Origin of the sequence: Rhodococcus sp. 14-1411-2a (assembly GCF_002259485.1) — a bacterium.
Lineage (GTDB): Bacteria > Actinomycetota > Actinomycetes > Mycobacteriales > Mycobacteriaceae > Rhodococcoides.
On the sequence record NZ_NPGA01000015.1, the window covers coordinates 293288 to 308159 of the forward strand.

The window sequence follows — 14872 nt, forward strand, 5'->3', positions numbered from 1 at the left end:
TCGGGGTTGTCCGGACGACAGGCGAAGGGCAGCACTCGACCCCTGTCGGTCGGCCCCACGTGAGACCGGGGACTGTGACCTTCGTCTCCGTTACGGCCGTGTCACAGTGGAGGCATGCAGACGACCCCCACCGGCGTGGCTCTTCTCACCCGTGCAGGCTGCCATTCCTGCACTCACGCGCTCGAGGTCCTGAACGAGGTGTGCCGCGAATTCGACGTGGCAGTGACCGTCGTCGACGTCGACGAGGCGGCAGCGGAATCGCCTGACCTGCGTGCGGAGTACGGGGATCGCGTGCCCGTGGTGCTGCTCGACGGCATCGAACACAGTTACTGGGAGGTAGACGTGCCGCGGTTGCGGGCCGATCTGACCCGGGCAGGGCACCCTAAGAACGTGTGATTGCTCTCGCGTGTGCAGGTGAGGGCCGGTGTGCGCAACTTTGTTCATTCGTTCACAAGCAGTTACCGTGGTGTGAACAGCGTCCGTGAAATAGACACGAACGCAGGATCAGCGTGAAGATCGGCCGTCGTTGCCGTTCGGACGAGGAGCCCCAGACGTGACCGAAGAGCGCCCGTCGCCCAGCGGCGTAGAGCGGGTCATCCCTCAGGCTACGGTCACCCGTCTGGCGACGTACCTGCGGGTCCTCTCGATCCTCGCAGACGAGGGCGTTCTGATCGTCTCCAGTGAAGAACTGGCCACCGCAGCAGGCGTCGGATCGGCGAAACTGCGCAAGGACCTCTCCTTCCTCGGCCCCAACGGCGTCCGCGGAGTCGGCTACGACGTGGCCCGCCTGCGCGCCAAGATCGACAGCGCACTCGGACTCGACCGCGGCCACCGCGTCGTCCTCGCCGGAGTCGGCAACCTCGGGCAGGCGCTGGCCGGCTACGGCGGATTCGCTCGACGCGGCTTCACGATGGTCGGCCTCTTCGACAGCGACCCGGCGCGAGTGGGCACCGACGTCGACGGACTCACCGTCCGGCACGTCGACGAACTCGTCGTCGCCTGCCGCGAACTCGAAGCGACCATCGGCGTCATCGCCACCCCCGACCAGGCCGTGCGCAGCGTCGCCGAGAAGCTCGTCTCCGGTGGCGTCGAATGCATCCTGAGCTTCTCACCCATGGTTCTCGACGTCCCCGAGCACGTCGAGGTGCGACGCGTCGACCTGGCCGTGGAGATGCAGGTGCTCTCCTTCAACAGCTCCCGCAACGTCTCCGGACCTGCCGATATCGCCGGTCCGGCCATCGTCACCGCGCCCCGACCGCAGCCGGTCTCGCCGCCCCCGCTCACGTCCACGGCACGTCTCGGCCGCAGTCACGGCCCGCGCATCGCCGGCAACCCAAGCCCAGTCAACAGTTCGACAAGAAACGGATCGGTGATTGCACCGTGAGTGTCCTTCTCGTCGGGATTTCGCACCGTAGCGCTCCCGTCGCAGTCCTCGAGCGTGTCGCCATCACGGACACCGATCGCCCGAAACTGACCGACAAGTTGATGGCCAGCGGAAGCATTTCCGAGGTCATGGTGGTATCCACGTGCAATCGCGTCGAGATCTACGCCGTCGTGGACGCGTTCCACGGCGCGCTGACCGCCGTCGGCGAAGTTCTCGGTGAGCACTCCGGTCTCGAGGTCGCGGACCTCACCAAGCACGCCTACGTCCGCTACAGCGAGGCCGCCGTCGAGCACCTCTTCGCCGTGGCCAGTGGCCTCGACTCGATGGTCATCGGCGAGCAGCAGATCCTCGGCCAGATCCGCTCGGCGTACGCCGCCTCGGACGGGCAGCAGGCATCGGGCCGGGTGATGCACGAACTGGCTCAGCAGGCCCTGCGCGTGGGCAAGCGCGTGCACAGCGAAACCGGAATCGACGCCGCCGGAGCCTCGGTGGTCTCGGTCGCCCTCGACCGCGCTGCGGACCTGTTCGGCGGTTCCCTCGCCGGCCGCAAGGCCGTCGTCCTCGGAGCCGGTGCGATGGGCGGACTCGCCGTCGCGCACCTGGGCCGCGCCGGAATCGGCAGCCTGACCGTCGTCAACCGCACTCGCGAGCGAGCCGACCACCTGGCCGAGAACGCCGTGTCCAACGGCATCACGGCAACCTCGGTCGCGCTCGAGAACCTGGCCGACGCAGTCGCCGAGGCCGACATCCTCCTCACCTGTACCGGAGCGGTGGGGGCCGTGGTCTCCATCGCCGACGCCCACCTCGCTCTCGCCCGCCGCGGCTCCGATCGACCGTTGGTGATCTGCGACCTCGGTCTGCCGCGCGACGTCGACGCCGCGGTGTCGGGTCTGCCGGGCATCACCGTCTTCGACATGGAGTCCCTGCAGCGTGATCCTGCTGCCGGTGCCGCGGCGAACGACGCGTCCGCAGCTCGCGAGATCGTCTCGAGCGAACTCTCGGGATACCTTGCCGGACAACGACTTGCCGAGGTCACCCCCACTGTCACGGCACTGCGTCAGCGTGCCGCCGAGGTGGTCGAGGGAGAGCTGCTGCGGCTGGAATCGCGGCTGCCCGGACTCGACTCGCCGCAGCGCGACGAGGTGGCCCGCACCGTGCGCCGCGTCGTCGACAAGCTGCTGCATTCGCCCACCGTGCGGGTCAAGCAACTAGCCAGCACGCCGGGCGGGGATTCCTACGCCGCTGCGCTGCGTGAGTTGTTCGAGCTGAGCCCCGGCTCGGTCGACGCGGTTGCCATGCCGATGGAGATCGGCTCGCTGGAGCTGGTCGACGATTTCACCGCCAGCCGTACCGATCTGCGCTCGGACTCCTACCCCAGCGATGCCACCGGTCAGGAGCGTGCCGAATGACCGGCATCGTCAAGATCGGCACTCGCGGAAGCCTTCTCGCGACCACCCAGGCCGACACCGTTCGGGTGGCCCTCGCGGCAGCCGGAGTCGAGGCGGAACTGGTGATCGTCAAGACCGCGGGCGACCTCTCTGCTGCGCCCGTACAGACGATCGGCGTCGGTGTCTTCACCGCGGCGCTGCGTGAGGCGCTGGCCGACGGCACTGTCGACATCGCCGTGCACTCGTACAAGGATCTACCGACTGCGGCCGACGACCGGTTCACCATCGCCGCCATTCCCGCTCGCGAGGACCCGCGCGACGCCCTGGTCGCCCGGGACGGACTGGTACTCGGTGAACTGCCCGCCGGCGCGAAGGTCGGCACGTCCGCGCCCCGCCGGATCGCTCAACTGCGTGCTCTCGGACAGGGATTGAACGTTCTGCCGTTGCGCGGCAACCTCGACACCAGGATCGGCAAGGTCGCGTCGGGTGAGCTCGACGCCGTCATCGTCGCCCGCGCCGGCCTGTCCCGTATCGGCAGGTTGGATGTCGTCACCGAAGCGCTCGACCCGGTGCAGTTGCTCCCGGCACCCGCCCAGGGCGCGTTGGCAGTCGAATGTCGCGTCGAGGACACCGATCTCGTGACCGCGATCGCCACCCTCGACGACGCACACTCACGCGCCGCGGTGGCGGCCGAACGCGGACTGCTCGCCGAACTCGAAGCCGGCTGCACCGCTCCGGTCGGCGCGATCGCAGAGGTAGTCGAATCCATCGACGAGGACGGCCGCATCTTCGACGAACTGTCGTTGCGGGGCTGCGTCGCCGCCATCGACGGCAGCGACACCATCCGCGCGTCGATCGTCGGATCACCCGACCGAGCCGAGGCGCTGGGCCGAGAACTGGCCCGCGAACTGCTCGATCTCGGTGCGCGCGAACTCGTTTCAGTCACCGAACCAGCACAGGCCGGTTCTCAGGTACAGGGTGGATCTCATGTCTAGGGCCATAACGGCACCCGTCCGCGGACGCGCCAAACGCAAGGCGACTCGTCCGGTGGTGCGAAGAGAGTCGATCGCCACCGCTCGACTGATTCCGAAACGGGGCACCGCAACCCCGATAGAACTGCAGTACCCACACAAGACAGCACTGGAGAACAACCGATGAGCCCAGTCCGCAAGAACACCAACGGACGGATCCTGTTCGTGGGATCCGGGCCGGGTGACCCGGCTCTGCTCACGGTCCGGGCACGGGAAGTGCTCGGAGCGGCCGAGCTCGCGTTCACCGACCCCGACGTCGACAAGGGTGTCACCGCCCTCGTCGGTGCCGACGTTCCGCGTGACCCGGAGACGGGTGAGAACGGTGTCGAGGTTCGTCCGGCACTCGGCGAACCGGCCGAGGTCGCCAAAACCCTTCTCGCCGAGGCCAAGAACGGCCACGACGTGGTTCGCCTGGTCTCCGGTGATCCGCTCACCACCGACTCGGTGATCGCCGAGGTCAGCGCCGTCGCTCGCACGCACGTGCCGTTCGAGGTGCTCCCCGGCCTGCCGTCGGGATCGGCCGTCCCCAGCTACGCAGGCATGGCACTCGGCTCGGGTCACACCGAGGCCGACGTCCGCGGCGAGGTCGACTGGGCAGCACTCGCAGCTGCTCCGGGCCCGCTCGTACTGCACGCCACGTCGGGTCACCTGGCCGAAACCGCCAGTGCCCTCGTCGAACACGGCCTCGCGCCGCAGACGCCCGCGGCCATCACCGTCCGCGGCACCACCCGTCAGCAGCGCACCGTCGAGGCCACCCTCGCCACCCTCAACGACGCCGGATCCGAGCTCGTCGGATCGCTCGTCGTCACCGTGGGCAAGGTCGTCTCCGGCCGAAACAAGATGTCCTGGTGGGAATCTCGCGCACTCTACGGCTGGACCGTACTGGTGCCGCGTACCAAGGATCAGGCCGGGGAGATGAGCGATCGCCTCGTCACCCACGGAGCCATCCCCATCGAGGTCCCGACCATCGCCGTCGAGCCCCCGCGCAGCCCGGCCCAGATGGAACGCTCCGTCAAGGGCCTGGTCGACGGCCGCTACCAGTGGGTCGTCTTCACCTCCACCAACGCCGTGCGCGCCGTGTGGGAGAAGTTCGAGGAGTTCGGTCTGGACGCTCGCGCGTTCTCCGGCGTCAAGATCGCCTGTGTCGGTGAGGCAACCGCGGCGAAGGTGCGCTCGTTCGGCATCAACCCCGAGCTCGTGCCCTCCGGTGAGCAGAGCTCGCTCGGACTGCTCGAGGACTTCCCGCCGTACGACGAGGTCTTCGACCCGGTCAACCGAGTTCTGTTGCCCCGCGCCGACATCGCCACCGAGACTCTCGCCGAGGGCCTGCGCGAACGGGGCTGGGAGATCGACGACGTCACCGCCTACCGCACCGTCCGGGCAGCACCGCCCCCCGCCGAGACCCGCGAGATGATCAAGACCGGCGGCTTCGACGCAGTGTGCTTCACGTCGAGTTCCACCGTCCGGAACCTGGTCGGCATCGCCGGAAAGCCACACGCCCGCACGCTCGTTGCGTGCATCGGACCCAAGACCGCCGAGACGGCCGTCGAATTCGGTCTGCGCGTGGACGTGCAGCCCGAGTCGGCTCAGGTCGGACCGTTGGTCGAGGCACTCGCCGAGCACGCGGCTCGCCTGCGCGCCGAGGGTGCGTTGCCCCCGCCGCGAAAGAAGTCACGTCGGCGCTAGGTCCCACCAGAAGAGCCGAATAGCACCCGGTCCGTAAGGAGTTCGCTTGTTCCCCACCGACCGTCCCCGACGCCTGCGCCGTACCCCGGCACTGCGTCGACTCGTGGCCGAGACCTCGCTCGAGCCACGGCATCTGGTGCTGCCGATGTTCGTGGCCGACGGCATCAGTGAGCCTCGGGCGATCAGCTCGATGCCCGGGGTCTATCAGCACACGCTGGATTCGCTGAGCGCTGCAGCCGAAGAGGCCGTCGCGGCCGGCGTCGGTGGCGTCATGCTGTTCGGGGTGCCGAGGCCCGAGGACAAGGACGAGACCGGCTCGGGTGCAACCGACCCGGACGGGATTCTCAATCGGGGTCTGGCGCGGCTGAAGGCCGACCTCGGGGATTCGACCGTCATCATGGCCGATACCTGCCTGGACGAGTTCACCTCCCACGGGCACTGCGGAGTCCTGGGGGAGAACGGTTCGATCGACAACGACGCCACCCTGCTGCGGTACGTCGACATGGCCGTCGCGCAGGCGGAGTCCGGTGCGCACCTGCTCGGACCCAGCGGAATGATGGACGGGCAGGTCGGTGCCATCCGCGCCGGACTCGACGCAGCCGGACACGTCGAGGTCGGTCAGCTGGCGTACTCGGCGAAGTACGCCTCGGCGTTCTACGGGCCGTTCCGCGAAGCCGTCGGCTCGTCGCTGCAGGGCGATCGCCGCACGTACCAGCAGGACGCGGCCAACCGTCGTGAGGCCACCCACGAAGTAGAGCTCGATCTCGCCGAGGGTGCCGACATGGTGATGGTCAAGCCGGCCATGTCGTATCTCGATATTCTTCGCGACGTCGCCGAGATGTCACCGGTTCCGGTTGCGGCGTACCAGATCTCCGGGGAATATGCCATGATCACCGCCGCCGCTCAGAACGGCTGGATCGACCGCGACGCAGCGGTACTGGAATCGCTCGTCGGCATCCGGCGCGCCGGTGCCGATGTCGTACTGACCTATTGGGCTACCGAAGTGGCGGGCTGGTTGTGAACGAATATCCTCCGAACAACAACCCGGACGGCAACCCCGACAGCAACACCCCGGGTAACCCACCGCCGCAGCCGGATTGGCAGCGCTGGGAGATGGAGCACGGGTTCCCGCAGCCAGGACCGGAGCTGGAGCCGACCCCGCGTCCGGCCCCCGTCGACGTCGAGACCGCTCGCCACCTGTGGTGGGGAGTGGCGCTGATCGGAGCGCTCTCGGCACTGTTCTCGGTGTGGACGCTGTTCGGGGCGCGCGAGGAATTTGCGCAGTCCTTGCTCGACGACCTCGCAGCGCAGGACGCGGCCGCCGACATGACGGTGGAGTCCACGCAGTCGATGGTGACGGTGATGCTCGTCGTCACGGTGTTCGTCGTACTGGGATTCGGGGCCTTGTTCCTGTTCTGGGTGAAGCGAATGCGAGCGGGCAAGACGTGGGCGCGCATGCTGCTCACCGTCATCGGATCGTTCACCGTGTTCACCACGATCCTGGAACTGTTCTCCATCGCGTCGAGCGCGGGCGCGATGAACATCGTGATGAGTGTGCTCGGTATCGGCCAGGGAGTGCTGGCCGCCGGGGCGATCTACCTGATGCACCGTCGGGAATCCAACGAATACTTCGTCGCCGCTTCGGGACAGCGGTAGTTTTCAGAACTCGATAGTTTCGGGCGTGTTCGCGGCTCCCACCCCGCTGTGTGACTAGCATCACTCTCGATATCTTCTCGAGTGATCGGACCCGACATGGCAGAAAACATCCCTGCAGCAGCGAGCATGACGCAGCCGACCGCAGTACCGGCTGCCGATCGCGAGCCCTGTCCCGCCGAGAGCGGTCGCCCCGGCTGGGCCCTGCTGGGGCTGCTGCTCGCCGTCTCGGCCGCCATCGCAATCATGGCGCTGGGAATCTCTGCAGGCTGAGCGCGTCGCGTCGGCGAGAATCTCTGCCGGCCGGACTCACAGCTCGCCGACGGTGGCAGGATGTCTGGCGTGAGCGCAGACACCGACGCACCGATCGCCCGGCCCCGAGTTGTTTCCGCCGCCTACTGGCTGTGGTTGGCCTCGGCAGTGCTGCTGATCGTCGTATGCATGATCGCCCTGACGCTCCCCGCCGACCAGATCCGTGCGTCGTTCACCACCGGCGGTGCGACGGACGAGCAGATCGACTCCTTCCTGACGGTGTTCCGCGGACTCGGGGTCATCTTCGGAGTGGTCGGCTTGGCCGTCGGCCTGATGTCGGGCCCCGTCCGCGCCGGAGACCGCAGGTTCCGACGCGCCCTGGTGGCACTGTCGGGAGCCGTGGCGCTGCTGCTGACGTTCGCCGCGCTGGTGTTTCCGTTCGTGCTGCTGGTGATCACCGTTGCGCTGGTGGTCGCAGCCGTTCTGGTCTATCGGCCGTCGGCGCGGGAGTGGTTCGTCCGTGAGCAGTGAGATGAACAGCGAGATGAACAGTGACATGAACAGCGAGACTCCCATCGACGAGCTCGTGCTCTTCCACGAGCCCGGTGGTCGGTGGCGCATGCTGGCGTGGGGGCCGGTGTTCTGCCTGGTGGTACTCGCAGTCGAACTCGCATCGGGACCGGTGATCCACTGGTTCGCACTCGCACTGTTCTCGTTGATCCTCGTCGGTCTCACGTACGTCCAGCTGCGCGCCGCGCGGATGCACGTGAGCGTCGAACTCACCACGCGTCGGCTGCGGCAGGGGACCGAGACCGTCGATCTGGACGAGATCGACGACATCCTGCCGCCGGCGGAGTACGCCGACGGTGACTACGAACCGAAGAAGTGGGAGACCGCGCGGGTACTCGGCGAGCTGTCGGGTGTGCCGCGCAAGCGTCACGGCATCGGGCTGCGGCTGGTGGGCGGTGGGCTGGTGCAGGCCTGGGCGAAGGACGACGACGGGCTGCGTGCAGCTCTGGAAACGGCGAAGCGGGAGTACCTGTGAGGAAGTCCCTCGGGTGGGCGGAGCTGGGGCTGGCTCTGCTCGCGGTGATCGGAGCTGTGGCGTGCTGGAATGCGGGCGTGCGCACCACCGAGTTTCCCGCGGTTGCCGACGTGTCCCCGGCATATTCGGGGACGTTCTACTCGGGGTCCTGGATCGCGCTGGCCGCTCTGGTCGTCACGGTGGCCGCACTGTTGATGGTCGACGGCGTCCGTCGGGTCCTCTCGGGACGTGCACCCCATACCGGGTAGGGGTATGGTGGGCGTTATGAGCAGCTACAGCGCCGAGCAGGACGATCTGCTGAAGCGATTGCGCCGAATCGAGGGCCAAGTGGCCGGCATTTCGCGAATGGTCGCAGACGACCGCTATTGCATCGATGTCCTCACCCAGGTGTCTGCGGTGACCAAGGCGCTGCAGTCGGTCTCGTTGAAGCTGCTCGACGCCCACCTCGCAGGATGCGTCGTGGAGGCCGCGAAACACGGCGGACCCGAGGCGGACGCGAAAGTGAAAGAGGCCTCGGAGGCCATCGCGCGCCTGGTTCGTTCCTGACGGAAGAGGGGAAATTCAGATGCAGACGACGTATTCGGTCGAGGGCATGACGTGCGGGCATTGCGCCGCGTCGGTGAGAGAAGAAGTATCGGAGATCGCAGGAGTCACCGGCGTCGACGTCGATGTGGATTCCGGGGCAGTCGTGGTGAGCAGCGATTCGGCGCTCGATGACGCGACGGTGGACGCAGCGGTCGTCGAAGCCGGGTATCGACTGGTGTCCTGACTCGACTGCGATCCGTCGGTGGTTCGGAAATCGCGAAAACGGTGATACCGGAGAAATGGGACTTACCGAACATCGTCAGGAGAGCTCGTGAAGAAACCGGTCACCGGCGCAGCGGTCATCGCCATGAGTGTGGCCTTGCTAGCGGCCTGCTCGACGGACACCACCGAACAGGGCAGTAGTGCAGAGCCAACCGAGTCGTCCGCGACCTCGCAGGGCTCCGATTCCGACTCTGCTCCCTCCCCGGCCGCGCCTGCCGGGCCGCTGCCGAACCTGTCGGTCACCACCGTGCTCGACGGCCTCGACAAGCCTTGGGACGTGGTGGTTGCTCCCGATGGCACGGTGCTGACCGGAGAGCGCTCCGGTCGGTTCGTCATCCGCGACTCCGCAGGAGTCCAGCGTGAACTGAACGCGGACCTCGGTGATCTCTACGCCGCCGGTGAGACCGGGCTCATGGGTATCGCACTGGCGGTGGATTTCGAGTCCTCTCGAACCGTGTTCACCTGCCAGGGGCGCGAGGGTAGCGGCGAGAACAGCATTGCCGTCGTGTCGTGGACCGTCGATCCGCAGTGGACTGCCCTGACGAGAACCGGCACTGTCGTCGACGACATTCCGGTCGCCGACGGCGGGCGGCACGGAGGCTGCCGAATCTTGGCCCACCCCGACGGCACTCTGTACATCGGCACCGGCGACAACGCGAACCCGACTTTTCCTCAGGATCGGAACTCGCTGGGCGGCAAGGTGTTACACGTCAACGCCGATGGCACCGCCGCAGCCGACGCGCCGGATCGCATCTTCACTCTCGGTCACCGCAATGTGCAGGGACTGGCGATCCGTCCCGGCACCGATCAGATCTTCGAGGTCGAGCAGGGGACGAGCCGGGACGACGAGCTGAACCTGTTGGTGCCGGGCGGAAACTACGGCTACAGCCCCGATCGACGCCCGTCGGTCTACGACGAATCGGTCCCCATGACCGATCCCGATCGGGTTCCCGGTGCCCTGCCTGCAGTGTGGAGTTCGGGTGATCCGACCATCGCCACCCCCGACGTCACGTTCACCGACGGTGAGCAGTGGGGCTCCTGGAACGGTGCCGCGGTGATCTCGAGTCAGCAGGGGCAGAAGCTCGTCTTCCTGGCCTTGTCGGAGGACGGAACCGAGTACGTCGCCGAGGCGGAGGCACTGGACGGCACCTACGGCAGGTTGCGTTCGCTCACCCCCTTCGGAAGCGACGGCGGCTTCCTGCTCACCACCGACAACGGATCCGACGATCAGGTTCTGCTCGTCACGCCCGAGGTCGGCTGAACCACGGGCAACGAATTGCGTCGTGAGTCGGCGAGCATCCCCTCGACTGTGTTTAAAATCATGTGATATCGGTCATATCAGACCGGTCGCGGATCGTCGTCAGGAGTGTGGATGAACAAGCTGGTGTCCAGTTCCGGAGTACTCGCCGCCAGCGTCTTCCTGACGCTCGCGGCTACGACCACCGCGACGGCACAGGCCGATCCGCTACCCGGCCTGACGGTCACCACGGTGATCGACGGACTCGCGAAGCCGTGGGACGCGGTGGTCGCGCCCGACGGAACGGTGCTGACCGGGGAGCGCTCCGGCCGGTTCGTGATCCGCGCCGTCGACGGGACCATCCGCGAGCTCGCCGCCGATCTCGACGACCTCTACGCGTCCGGCGAGACGGGCCTCATGGGCATCGCCCTCGCGACGGATTTCGCCGCGTCCAGAACCATCTACACCTGCCAGGGTGTACAGAGCTCCGCAGGCGGAACCGGTAGCGCCGGAACAGGAAGTGCCGGCGGCGGCAGCGACAACCACATCGCCGTCCTGTCGTGGACCGTCGATCCGGAGTGGACCGCACTGACGCGCACCGGCACCCTCGTCGACGACATTCCCGTCGCCGACGGCGGTCGCCACGGCGGCTGCAGAATTCTGGCCCACCCCGACGGCACCCTGTACGTCGGCACCGGAGACACGGCGTCGCCGACGGTTCCGCAGGATCGGAACTCGTTGGGCGGCAAGGTTCTACATATCAACGCCGACGGTTCTCCGGCCGCGGGATCACCGGATCGCATCTTCACTCTGGGGCATCGAAACGTGCAGGGCTTGGCGATTCGTCCCGGCACGGATCAGATCTACGAGGTGGAGCAGGGCACCTCCCGAGACGACGAGCTGAACCTGCTGGTGCCCGGCGGCAACTACGGATACCGCCCCGATCGACTTCCGTTCATCTACGACGAGTCGGTACCGATGACCGATCCCACCCGCGTGCCCGGAGCACTCGCCGCGGTGTGGAGCTCGGGTAGCCCCGCCATCGCCACGCCCGGGCTGACCTTCGCGGACGGCGCGAGTTGGGGTTCCTGGAACGGGGCCGCAGTGATATCGAGTCAGCAGGAAGAGAAGCTCGTGTTTCTCAAGCTGTCCGAGGACGGCACAGAATTCGTCGACGAGGCCGACGCCCTGGTGGGTACCTACGGACGACTGCGCTCACTCACCAGCTTCGGCGGCGCCGGCGCATTCCTGCTGACCACCGACAACGGATCGGACGACAAAGTTCTGCTCGTCACCCCCGCTGCCGACTGATGTGCGGCCCCGAGGTCGTCGAGACGGTCAACCGCAGAATCGGACGTAGGGCACTGTTCGGGTCGTTGGGGGCCGCCGCGTTGACCGTTGCTACGGCCGGAGCGGTGCGCGCCGAACCCGTTGTGGCGTCGGCAATTCCAGCGGGCCGACTCGTGGACCTGACCCACACCCTGAGCCCGGCGTTCCCGGTGTGGCCGGGGAGCGAACCGTTCTCGATGCGGCCGGTCGCCGCCTACGAGCTGGGCGGGTTCCTGGTGAACAAGCTCTCGTACTGGGAGCACACGGGCACGCACATCGACGCCCCGGCACACCGCGTTCGCGGCGGCGCGACGGCCGACATCCTGCCCCTCGAAGATCTGATCGCCCCGCTCGTCGTACTGGACATCTCGGCCAGGTCCGCATCGGATCCAGAAGCTGTGGTGACGACCGAGGACATCGCGCAGTGGGAGCGCGAGCACGGTCGAATACCCGATCGCGCATTGGTGGCGATGCACAGCCGATGGCAGAACAGGCTTGCCGAGCGTGCTGCCCCCGGCTTCGGCGCAGACGCGGCACAGATGCTGGTCCGCGAGCGCAACGTCGTCGGGATCGGCGTCGACACGCTCAGCCTCGACCGCATGAACGACCGCGAATACCCGGCTCACACAGCAGTTCTCGGGGCAGGCCGATACGGAGTCGAGGCACTGGCGAATCTGGACGCGGTGCCCCCGGCAGGGGCGACGGTCGTTGTCGGCGCACCGAAGCACGCGGGCGCGACCGGCGGTCCCTGCCGGGTCTTCGCGATAGTTCCCGGCTGACCCGGGTTTCCGGCTGAACCCCGGCTACGCGTCAGTGCGCGTGGCTGGGGTTCGCGGCCGGCTCTTCCTCGGTTCCCGCCCCTGGCTCTCCGAGCATCGCGGCACCGACCAACGCGTCGGGAACCCCGAAGCCGTCGACGAGCAGTTCGGCGTGCGGACGCAGCGTCCGGCACCGCTCGTTGATGGCACGGGTGACGGCCTTGGATCGCTCGGTCGACAGGTAGCGGTGCTCGATGAACCAGGCCTTGTCCGCCTCGATGACCGACAGCGCGTACAGGTCGCAGACCTCGTCGAGCAGTTCCTTGGTGGTGGCGTCCTCGCAGGATTCGATGCCGGCGATGAACGCCTCGAAGATGATCCGATCGATGTGCGCACTCGCGGCATGCAGCACGTGATCCTGCACCGCGTTGAACGCCTCGAAAGGAGTGGTCTCCTTGGACTTGGACTGCAACCGGCGCGCGACGGTCGAGAGCAGGTACTCCTCACGATCTTCGAACATCTTGACCTGGGTGCCGCGGTTGAACAGCGAGCCCTCTTCCTCGTTGTCCTGACGGCGGTCGAGGATGGTCTGCATGATCGCCTGAGCCGCAGTGCGTTTGACGACGCGGTCGCCCACCATGTCGGCGGCGAACTTGACCCATTCGACCGGGCTCATGGACTTGACGTCGTCGGCGTACGCGGTGAGCAGTTCCTTGGCCACCAGCTGCGTCAGCACATGGTTGTCGCCCTCGAACGTGGTGAACACATCGGTGTCGGCCTTGAGTGAGATCAACCGGTTCTCGGCGAGATAGCCTGCGCCGCCACAGGCTTCGCGGGCTTCCTGGATCGCGGCGGTCGCATGCCAGGTGTTCGCGGCCTTGAGGCCTGCTGCCCTGGACTCGAGCTCGCGCTGCTCCTCGGCGTCGGGGTTGTCCGCGGTCTGCAGCTCGTGCATCTTCGACACGAGCTCGTTCTGCGCGAACTGCAGGGCGTAGGACTTGGCGATGAGCGGGAACAGTCGACGCTGATGCACCAGGTAGTCCATGATCAGGACCTCTTGGTCGGAATCGGGTGCGGAGAACTGCCTGCGCTGCAACGCGTATCGCGTCGCGATGTCGAGAGCGACGCGGGCCGCAGCAGCGGCACTGCCACCGACTGTGACGCGACCGCGGATCAACGTACCGAGCATCGTGAAGAACCGTCGAGACTTGTTCTCGATGGGGGAGGAGTACGTACCGTCGTCGGACACATCGGCGTACTTGTTGAGCAGGTTGTCTCGCGGGATGCGGACGTGATCGAACATCAGGCGGCCGTTGTCGACGCCGGGGAGACCGCCCTTGTACTGACAGTCCGAGGTGGTGACACCGGGCAGGTCGTCACCGTTCTCGTCGCGGAGCGGAACGAAGAAGCAGTGCACACCGTGGCTCTCGGGCTCCTCGCCCGGGCCTGCAGTGATGAGCTGAGCGAACACCGCGGCGACGGTCGCGGTCTCGGCGGCACCGCCGATGTAGTCCTTGCGCGAGGACGGCGTCGGCGAGTTGATGACGAACTCGTCCGTCTTCGGGTCGTACGTGGCCGTGGTCTCGAGGGACTGCACGTCGCTGCCGTGTCCGGTCTCCGTCATGGCGAAGCAGCCGAGCAGATCGAGACTGATGATCTTGGGGACGTAGGCCTCGTGGTGGCGTTCGGTGCCGAGATTCTCGATGGCACCGCCGAACAGCCCCCACTGGACGCCGGCCTTGACCATCAGGGAGAGATCGCTCATCGCGAGCATTTCGATCATCGTCACCGCGGCACCGACATCTCCGGTGCCGCCGTGCTCCTTCTTGAAGCCGTTGTCGGCTGCACCGGCAGCGGCGAGCAACTTCATCTGTTCCATTGCCTTGGTGCGGGCGATGACGGTGTTCGGCGTGTAATGCGGACGGAACTCGTCGCGTGCAAGTTGCTGACGCGCCTGGTTCTTCACATCTCGCCAGCGGCCGTCCAGAGTGTTCCGAAGGTGATCCGTTGTGGTTGCCATACTCGACGGTAACCTTTTGCGGCCGCCTGTGAAGGCCGGAAAGTCAGACCGGCCAGACGAATTCTCGCAACACGGCCCGGCAGCTGCGCCAGAAGCCCTTTTTCGCGTACGGACCGTCGTGGAACAACGACGCGCAGTTGTCCTCCATGGCCCGGTTCACCAGGGGACTGAAGTCGGTGAACTCGCCGACCAGGAACTCCTTGAAGCCCTCCGGCCACGCGTGCTGGGCTGGTTCGTGTTGTGCCTCCACGACCGCGAGTGTAATGCAGCGGTAACACCGAT

At 66.8% G+C, this 14872-nt stretch carries 19 protein-coding genes; 17 read left to right on the top strand and 2 right to left on the bottom strand.

The window, feature by feature from the left end; translation table 11 throughout:
* Nucleotides 1-114 precede the first annotated feature (114 nt).
* The 17 genes from CH291_RS15055 to CH291_RS15130 all read left to right on the top strand — a co-directional run bounded on the left by CH291_RS15055 (nt 115) and on the right by CH291_RS15130 (nt 12591).
* Nucleotides 115-396 carry a glutaredoxin family protein gene (locus CH291_RS15055; RefSeq protein ID WP_068046471.1) on the top strand — a complete coding sequence of 94 codons (282 nt, stop codon included), beginning with the start codon at nt 115-117 and terminating at the stop codon, nt 394-396.
* 157 nt (nt 397-553) lie between these two features.
* Nucleotides 554-1384, top strand: a complete 831-nt coding sequence (locus tag CH291_RS15060; protein WP_094687917.1) for a redox-sensing transcriptional repressor Rex — start codon at nt 554-556, stop codon at nt 1382-1384.
* A complete protein-coding gene (locus CH291_RS15065; RefSeq protein WP_094670492.1) occupies nt 1381-2793 on the top strand; it encodes a glutamyl-tRNA reductase in 1413 nt (470 codons plus the stop codon). The genes CH291_RS15060 and CH291_RS15065 overlap by 4 nt, the downstream gene beginning before the upstream one ends.
* A complete protein-coding gene (gene hemC / locus CH291_RS15070) occupies nt 2790-3767 on the top strand; it encodes a hydroxymethylbilane synthase (RefSeq protein WP_094687918.1) in 978 nt (325 codons plus the stop codon). The genes CH291_RS15065 and hemC overlap by 4 nt, the downstream gene beginning before the upstream one ends.
* Entirely contained in the window at nt 3760-3930 is a 171-nt protein-coding gene (locus CH291_RS26800) for a hypothetical protein (RefSeq protein ID WP_156516050.1), read from the top strand. The genes hemC and CH291_RS26800 overlap by 8 nt, the downstream gene beginning before the upstream one ends.
* Nucleotides 3927-5489 (top strand): uroporphyrinogen-III synthase, encoded by a 1563-nt coding sequence (locus tag CH291_RS15075; protein ID WP_068046447.1) that lies wholly within the window; start codon nt 3927-3929, stop codon nt 5487-5489. Before CH291_RS26800 ends, CH291_RS15075 begins: the two co-directional genes overlap by 4 nt.
* Before the next feature lie 46 nt (nt 5490-5535).
* Complete coding sequence (hemB, locus tag CH291_RS15080; protein ID WP_094641072.1) at nt 5536-6510, top strand: porphobilinogen synthase; 975 nt, start codon at nt 5536-5538, stop codon at nt 6508-6510.
* Nucleotides 6507-7145 (top strand): hypothetical protein, encoded by a 639-nt coding sequence (locus CH291_RS15085; RefSeq protein WP_094687919.1) that lies wholly within the window; start codon nt 6507-6509, stop codon nt 7143-7145. Before hemB ends, CH291_RS15085 begins: the two co-directional genes overlap by 4 nt.
* Before the next feature lie 96 nt (nt 7146-7241).
* Nucleotides 7242-7415 carry a hypothetical protein gene (locus tag CH291_RS26805; RefSeq protein ID WP_176460379.1) on the top strand — a complete coding sequence of 58 codons (174 nt, stop codon included), beginning with the start codon at nt 7242-7244 and terminating at the stop codon, nt 7413-7415.
* Nucleotides 7416-7484: 69 nt separating this feature from the next.
* On the top strand, nt 7485-7925 hold the full coding sequence (locus CH291_RS15095; RefSeq protein WP_082898607.1) for a hypothetical protein: 441 nt from the start codon (nt 7485-7487) through the stop codon (nt 7923-7925).
* A 25-nt stretch (nt 7926-7950) separates the two neighbouring features.
* Nucleotides 7951-8439, top strand: coding sequence for a hypothetical protein (locus CH291_RS15100; RefSeq protein ID WP_094670501.1), 489 nt, complete (start codon nt 7951-7953; stop codon nt 8437-8439).
* Nucleotides 8436-8687, top strand: coding sequence for a hypothetical protein (locus CH291_RS15105; RefSeq protein ID WP_068046434.1), 252 nt, complete (start codon nt 8436-8438; stop codon nt 8685-8687). The genes CH291_RS15100 and CH291_RS15105 overlap by 4 nt, the downstream gene beginning before the upstream one ends.
* Before the next feature lie 16 nt (nt 8688-8703).
* Entirely contained in the window at nt 8704-8985 is a 282-nt protein-coding gene (locus CH291_RS15110) for a metal-sensitive transcriptional regulator (RefSeq protein WP_032393890.1), read from the top strand.
* Between the two features lie 19 nt (nt 8986-9004).
* Entirely contained in the window at nt 9005-9208 is a 204-nt protein-coding gene (locus CH291_RS15115) for a heavy-metal-associated domain-containing protein (RefSeq protein ID WP_068046431.1), read from the top strand.
* 123 nt (nt 9209-9331) lie between these two features.
* Nucleotides 9332-10507 (top strand): PQQ-dependent sugar dehydrogenase, encoded by a 1176-nt coding sequence (locus CH291_RS15120; protein WP_094688085.1) that lies wholly within the window; start codon nt 9332-9334, stop codon nt 10505-10507.
* A gap of 111 nt (nt 10508-10618) precedes the next feature.
* Nucleotides 10619-11794, top strand: a complete 1176-nt coding sequence (locus tag CH291_RS15125; RefSeq protein ID WP_094641075.1) for a PQQ-dependent sugar dehydrogenase — start codon at nt 10619-10621, stop codon at nt 11792-11794.
* Nucleotides 11794-12591, top strand: a complete 798-nt coding sequence (locus CH291_RS15130) for a cyclase family protein (protein WP_094641076.1) — start codon at nt 11794-11796, stop codon at nt 12589-12591. Before CH291_RS15125 ends, CH291_RS15130 begins: the two co-directional genes overlap by 1 nt.
* Nucleotides 12592-12622: 31 nt before the next feature.
* Here CH291_RS15130 and CH291_RS15135 read toward each other — a convergent pair whose 3' ends face one another.
* Both CH291_RS15135 and CH291_RS15140 read right to left on the bottom strand, forming a co-directional pair.
* Nucleotides 12623-14590, bottom strand: a complete 1968-nt coding sequence (locus CH291_RS15135; RefSeq protein ID WP_094641077.1) for an acyl-CoA dehydrogenase family protein — start codon at nt 14588-14590, stop codon at nt 12623-12625.
* A gap of 43 nt (nt 14591-14633) precedes the next feature.
* Nucleotides 14634-14840: an inositol 2-dehydrogenase gene (locus CH291_RS15140; RefSeq protein WP_094641078.1), complete on the bottom strand. Its 207-nt coding sequence runs from the start codon at nt 14838-14840 to the stop codon at nt 14634-14636.
* Between the last annotated feature and the right edge of the window lie 32 nt (nt 14841-14872).

What these genes read in the sequence shown, in the direction of transcription:
- CH291_RS15055 (WP_068046471.1), top strand. Translation starts at nt 115, where the DNA reads ATGCAGACGACCCCCACCGGCGTGGCTCTTCTCACCCGTGCAGGCTGC.
- hemC (WP_094687918.1), top strand. Translation starts at nt 2,790, where the DNA reads ATGACCGGCATCGTCAAGATCGGCACTCGCGGAAGCCTTCTCGCGACC.
- CH291_RS26800 (WP_156516050.1), top strand. Translation starts at nt 3,760, where the DNA reads ATGTCTAGGGCCATAACGGCACCCGTCCGCGGACGCGCCAAACGCAAG.
- CH291_RS15075 (WP_068046447.1), top strand. Translation starts at nt 3,927, where the DNA reads ATGAGCCCAGTCCGCAAGAACACCAACGGACGGATCCTGTTCGTGGGA.
- CH291_RS26805 (WP_176460379.1), top strand. Translation starts at nt 7,242, where the DNA reads ATGGCAGAAAACATCCCTGCAGCAGCGAGCATGACGCAGCCGACCGCA.
- CH291_RS15100 (WP_094670501.1), top strand. Translation starts at nt 7,951, where the DNA reads ATGAACAGCGAGACTCCCATCGACGAGCTCGTGCTCTTCCACGAGCCC.
- CH291_RS15110 (WP_032393890.1), top strand. Translation starts at nt 8,704, where the DNA reads ATGAGCAGCTACAGCGCCGAGCAGGACGATCTGCTGAAGCGATTGCGC.
- CH291_RS15115 (WP_068046431.1), top strand. Translation starts at nt 9,005, where the DNA reads ATGCAGACGACGTATTCGGTCGAGGGCATGACGTGCGGGCATTGCGCC.
- CH291_RS15120 (WP_094688085.1), top strand. Translation starts at nt 9,332, where the DNA reads ATGAGTGTGGCCTTGCTAGCGGCCTGCTCGACGGACACCACCGAACAG.
- CH291_RS15125 (WP_094641075.1), top strand. Translation starts at nt 10,619, where the DNA reads ATGAACAAGCTGGTGTCCAGTTCCGGAGTACTCGCCGCCAGCGTCTTC.
- CH291_RS15130 (WP_094641076.1), top strand. Translation starts at nt 11,794, where the DNA reads ATGTGCGGCCCCGAGGTCGTCGAGACGGTCAACCGCAGAATCGGACGT.
- CH291_RS15135 (WP_094641077.1), bottom strand. Translation starts at nt 14,590, where the DNA reads ATGGCAACCACAACGGATCACCTTCGGAACACTCTGGACGGCCGCTGG.